This is a genomic window from Corallococcus sp. 4LFB (assembly GCF_046520365.1).
In the GTDB taxonomy this organism is placed as follows: domain Bacteria; phylum Myxococcota; class Myxococcia; order Myxococcales; family Myxococcaceae; genus Corallococcus; species Corallococcus caeni.
This window is the reverse complement of record NZ_JBKGHJ010000589.1, coordinates 1-4,635: the sequence shown is the minus strand read 5'-3', so window position 1 is coordinate 4,635 and position 4,635 is coordinate 1. Positions and strand designations below refer to the sequence as shown.

Below are 4,635 nucleotides of genomic sequence, written 5' to 3'. Positions count from 1 at the left end.
CGGTGCCGGTGCCCCGCCGGCCGCGCGTGGCGGTGCTGTCCACCGGCGACGAGCTGGTGCCGGGTGGACCGAGCCCCCCGGCGACGGCATCGTGGACGTCAACGCCCCCGCGCTGGCCCTGGCGGTGCGGCGCGCGGGCGGGGTGCCCTCGCTGCTGGGCATCGCCCGGGACACGCGGGAGGCCGTCCAGGAGGCCCTGTCGCGCGTGGAGGGCTTCGACGTGGTCCTCACCAGCGCCGGCGTCTCCGTGGGGGACCACGACTTCGTGAAGGACGCCCTGGAGGCCCTGGGCGTGGAGCAGCGCTTCTGGCGCGTGGCCATCAAGCCCGGCAAGCCGCTGGTGGTGGGCCAGCGGGGGTCCACCCTGTTCCTGGGCCTGCCCGGCAACCCCACGTCGTCCCTGGTGACGTTCGAGCTCTTCGTCCGCCCCGCCCTGCGCCGGCTCCAGGGGCTGGAGGACGTGGAGCCCCCGCGCGTGGCCGGCCGCCTGGACGGGCGCCTCTCCAAGGCCCCGGGGCTTGCCCACTTCGTGCGCGTCACGGCCACCTGGCGGGCGGGCGAGCTGTGGGCGAAACCGCTGGGGACTCAGACGTCGGGGGCCCTGCGTTCAGCCTCCGCGGCCACACATTTGCTTCACTTCCCCCACGACTCCAGCAGCTTGACTGATGGCTCCCATGTGGAGCTGCTCCCCCTGTCCTGGGTCGCCTGAGCAACGCATTCCACGCCCGCCGCATCGAAACAGGCGGGTTTCACCACACCCCTCCGGGTGTCACCTTGACTTGCATTCGGGGGGGCGAGAAGTAACGGCCCCCTACCGGGAGACGACCTACCATGTCCGACACGCGCCCACCCCAGGTCCTGCCGACCCGCAAGCCGACCCAGCACCTGGAGCGGTACTCGGAGGCGGACGTGCCCACGGCCCGCGGGGTGCTGAAGACCATCGTCTTCCGCGACAAGCGCAACGGGCGCGAGCACGTGGCGCTGGTGGTGGGCGACCCCAAGGGGCTGGAGGGGGTGCCGGTGCGCATCCACTCCGAGTGCCTCACGAGCGAAGTGTTTGGCAGCCTCAAGTGCGACTGCCGCGAGCAGCTGGACCGGGCGCTGGACTTCGTGGCCCAGAACGGGCTGGGCGTGGTGCTGTACCTGCGCCAGGAGGGCCGGGGCATCGGCCTGGGCAACAAGATCAAGGCCTACGCCCTGCAGTCCAAGGGGCTGGACACCTACGAGGCCAACCGGCAGCTCGGCTTCGCCGACGACTTGCGCTCGTACGACATCGCTGCGGAAATGCTGCGGTCGCTGGATGTGCGTTCGGTGGACCTGATCACCAACAACCCGCTGAAGATCGCCGGGCTGGTGGAGGAAGGCGTGGCGGTCCGGCGCCGAATCCCTTCCCGGACCGAGCACAATCCGCATAACGTCGACTATTTGAAGACGAAGCGCGAGCGTACGGGGCACCTGATTGAGCTCTTCGCGGAGGACGACGACACCGAAGCCAAGGCCGGCTGAGCGCCCGGCCCGGCGGAGCACCGCGCGCTTCGAGGTGCGCTTCTGGGGGGTGCGCGGTTCCATCCCCGCGCCCGGCCCCGCGACCCGGCGCTACGGCGGCAACACGCCGTGCGTGGAGGTCCGCTGCGGGGACGAGCTGCTCATCTTCGACCTGGGCTCCGGAGCGCGCGGCCTGGGGGATGCGCTGGTGGCGACGCGCAAGCCCGTCAAGGCGTCCATCTTCATCTCGCACTACCACTACGACCACCTGCAGGGCCTGCCGTTCTTCTCGCCGATGTTCTCTCCGGCGAACGACGTGACGCTGTACGGGTCGCCTCGGGACGGCAAGTCGCTCAAGCAGATACTGGCCGGGCAGATGGTGCCCCCGTACTTCCCGGTGACGGCGGAGGACGTGTTCCGCACGCGCCTGGCGTACCGGGACGTGGTGGTGGGTGAGGACATCCCGGTGGGCAAGGCCACGGTGCGCACGCTGGAGCTGAACCACCCGGGCGGCAACGTGGGCTACCGCGTGGACTTCGGCGGGCGCTCGCTGGTGTACGCCACGGACGTGGAGCACGGCACCGAGCTGGACCAGAAGCTGTTCGACTTCGCGCGCGGCGCGGACGCGCTCATCTACGACTCCATGTACACGGAGGACGAGTACCGCGGCCGCACCGGGCCGGCCCGCACGGGCTGGGGCCACTCCACCTGGGAGGCGGCGGTGCGCGCGGCGGACGCCAGCGAGGTGAAGCAGCTGGTGCTCTTCCACCACGACCCGGGCCGCGACGACGCGGGCATGGACAAGCTGCTGCGCGAGGTGCGCAAGCACCGCAAGGCCTCCATCGCCGCGAAGGAGGCGATGGTCATCCAGCTGTAGCGGGCGTCACGGTCTGGGCGCGTCGAGCGCCCGGGTCACCGTCTCGCGCAGGCCCCGGAAGGGCAGCCGCGCGAGGGCGGTGGGCACGTCCACCCACTCGAAGGCGTCGTGCTCCGGGCCCAGGCGCACCTGGGTGTCCGGCGCGGCGTGCACCGCGAAGCCGTGCTCCTCCACCAGCTTCGGCGGCAGCGCCTCCCCCAGCGCGAACGCGTGGCGGTAGGCCAGGTCCACGACGGGGAGCGCCAGGCCCGTCTCCTCCGCCACCTCGCGGCGGGCGGCCTCCACGGGGGACTCGCCCGGCTCCAGGCGCCCTGTCACCGTCTGCCAGAAGCCGCCGCGCTCCGGCGTCCGGCGCAGCAGCAGCACGCGCGCTTCGGGGCCGCGGCCGTGCACCACCGCGACGCTCACCGTGCGCAGGTCCACCGTGCCGTCCACGCGCTGGGCATCGAAGACCTGGGAGAACTCGCGGGCGAGCGCCTCCTCCACGTCCGGGACGGACACGGGGTGGCCCAGCTCGCGCTGCATGGACGTGACGCCCGCCTCGCGGATGCCGCACGGGACGATGAGCTGGAAGTGCTCCAGGTTCGTGTTCACGTTGAGCGCGAAGCCGTGCGTGGTGAGCCAGCGCGACAGGTGCACGCCAATGGCGCCAATCTTCCGCGCGTCCGGTGAGCCTTCGTGCCCCAGCCACACGCCCGGCCACTTGGGGATGGCGCCCGCAGTGAGGCCGAAGCCCGCGAGCGTCTGGATGAGGCCGCGCTCCACGTCGCGCACGTAGCGGCGCACGTCGCGGCGGTCCTCCGGCAGCAGGAGGATGGGGTAGCCCACCACCTGTCCCGGGCCGTGGTAGGTGACGTCGCCGCCCCGGTTGGTGTCGAACACCTCCACGCCTTCTTGCGCGAGGCGCGCGTCGGTGGCGGTGATGTTCTCGCGCTTCGCGGCGCGGCCCAGCGTGAGGACGGGCGGGTGCTCCAGCAGCAGCAGCGCGTCTGCGATGAGCCCCTGGAGGCGGGCCTCGCCGAACAGGTGCATCAGCTTCAGTCCGTCCTCGTACTCCACCCGGCCCAGGCGGAAGACGGTGAGCGTGTTCATGGTGTTCCCTTTCGCCCCCCTCGTGGGTTGTGGGATGGCGCGGCCGGCGTCTGCGCCGCCTCCAGGCTCCAGCTGCCCGTGTAGACGCGCGACAGGAGCGCCTGGAGCTCATGCCCCGCGCGCGGGGAGCGGACCGCTTCGGCGGCGAACGCGCCCAGGACTTCTTCCGACAGGGTGACGGCCGGCTGGCGCAGGGCCAGGGAGCGGCGGGCCACCTCGACCAGCTCCGGCACCGTGGGGCGGCGCACCGGGAGCAGCACCTGCACGCGCTCCAGCACGGACACCGGCACCAGTCCCTGCACCGCTTCGAGCATGCCCGCGGTGGTGGGCACGGGCAGGCTGCCGCCCTCCCCTCGCACCCACAGGCCCAGGGACGACACCGCGCCGCGAGCGCTCATCACCACCGCGCGCTCCCGGCGGCTGGAGAGGAACGCCACCAGCGCGGCCTGCCCGCCGGACGCCAGGCGGTCCACGTCCTCCACGAGGAGCGGCTCCGTGCCCGGCGTGGACTCCAGCGCCTCCACGGACGTGAGCACCCCCTGGCCGCGCCGCTGGAGCGACTGGAAGAAGAGGCTCTTGCCGCAGCCCTCCGGTCCCACGAGCAGCAGGCAGCGCGCGCCCGCCTGGAGCGTGCGCTCCAGCAGGGTCTTCACCTCGTCGTGGCCCACCATCTCCACGGCCCCTGTGCGCGGCTCCTCCACGACGGGCTTGCGCACGGGGGGCGCAGGGACGACGTCGCCCAGGAGGCCCTGGGATTCGCCCAGGCAGCCCTTGCAGATGAACGCACCGGCCGGGCCCGCCACCAGGTCGCCCACCTCGCCCCGGGGGCGGCAGCAGAACGAGCACCACGCGTCCAGGGCGGGATCCGCGCGGGTGGGCCCCCTCGGATGATGCGCTTCTCGCGCCGGCGGCCCCGTGCCGGTTCGGCGTGCGCGGGGGAGGTGTCCTCGTCCGGTGGACGCAGGAGCCCGCCGGGGACGACGGCGTCCTCGGCGCCCGAAGCACGCAGCAGGCCGGTAGCGGGCAGGAACTCGTCCTCCTCGGGAGGAAGCAGCAGGCCGCCCGGGACGACGACGTCGCCCTCAGGAGCACCGCGCTGGCCCTCCGTGTCGTCGGCCTGTGTCCGCCCGGCCAGGGGCCGCTGCGCCGCCGGGTCGGCGTCATTCGCGGCAGGCGGCGAG

Annotated in this window: 6 protein-coding genes; 4 read left to right on the top strand and 2 right to left on the bottom strand. The window is 72.8% G+C overall.

The genetic code is table 11. The annotated features are described in order from the left end of the window. The 3 genes from ACLEQD_RS37500 to ACLEQD_RS37490 all read left to right on the top strand — a co-directional run. A partial coding sequence (locus tag ACLEQD_RS37500; RefSeq protein WP_410390669.1) for a molybdopterin molybdotransferase MoeA occupies positions 1-709 on the top strand: 709 nt, incomplete at its 5' end. Positions 710-831: 122 nt separating this feature from the next. Further along, positions 832-1,506 (top strand): GTP cyclohydrolase II, encoded by a 675-nt coding sequence (gene ribA, locus ACLEQD_RS37495; RefSeq protein WP_410390668.1) that lies wholly within the window; start codon positions 832-834, stop codon positions 1,504-1,506. Between the two features lie 34 nt (positions 1,507-1,540). Further along, positions 1,541-2,362 carry an MBL fold metallo-hydrolase gene (locus ACLEQD_RS37490; RefSeq protein ID WP_410390667.1) on the top strand — a complete coding sequence of 274 codons (822 nt, stop codon included), beginning with the start codon at positions 1,541-1,543 and terminating at the stop codon, positions 2,360-2,362. Between the two features lie 6 nt (positions 2,363-2,368). On the opposite strand, the gene lipB is transcribed toward ACLEQD_RS37490, so the two are convergent. Then, on the bottom strand, positions 2,369-3,454 hold the full coding sequence (gene lipB / locus ACLEQD_RS37485; protein WP_410390666.1) for a lipoyl(octanoyl) transferase LipB: 1,086 nt from the start codon (positions 3,452-3,454) through the stop codon (positions 2,369-2,371). Then, positions 3,451-4,311, bottom strand: a complete 861-nt coding sequence (locus tag ACLEQD_RS37480) for a ClpX C4-type zinc finger protein (protein WP_410390670.1) — start codon at positions 4,309-4,311, stop codon at positions 3,451-3,453. The genes lipB and ACLEQD_RS37480 overlap by 4 nt, the downstream gene beginning before the upstream one ends. A 71-nt stretch (positions 4,312-4,382) precedes the next feature. Here ACLEQD_RS37480 and ACLEQD_RS37475 point away from each other — a divergent pair. Further along, a partial coding sequence (locus ACLEQD_RS37475) for a hypothetical protein (RefSeq protein ID WP_410390665.1) occupies positions 4,383-4,635 on the top strand: 253 nt, incomplete at its 3' end.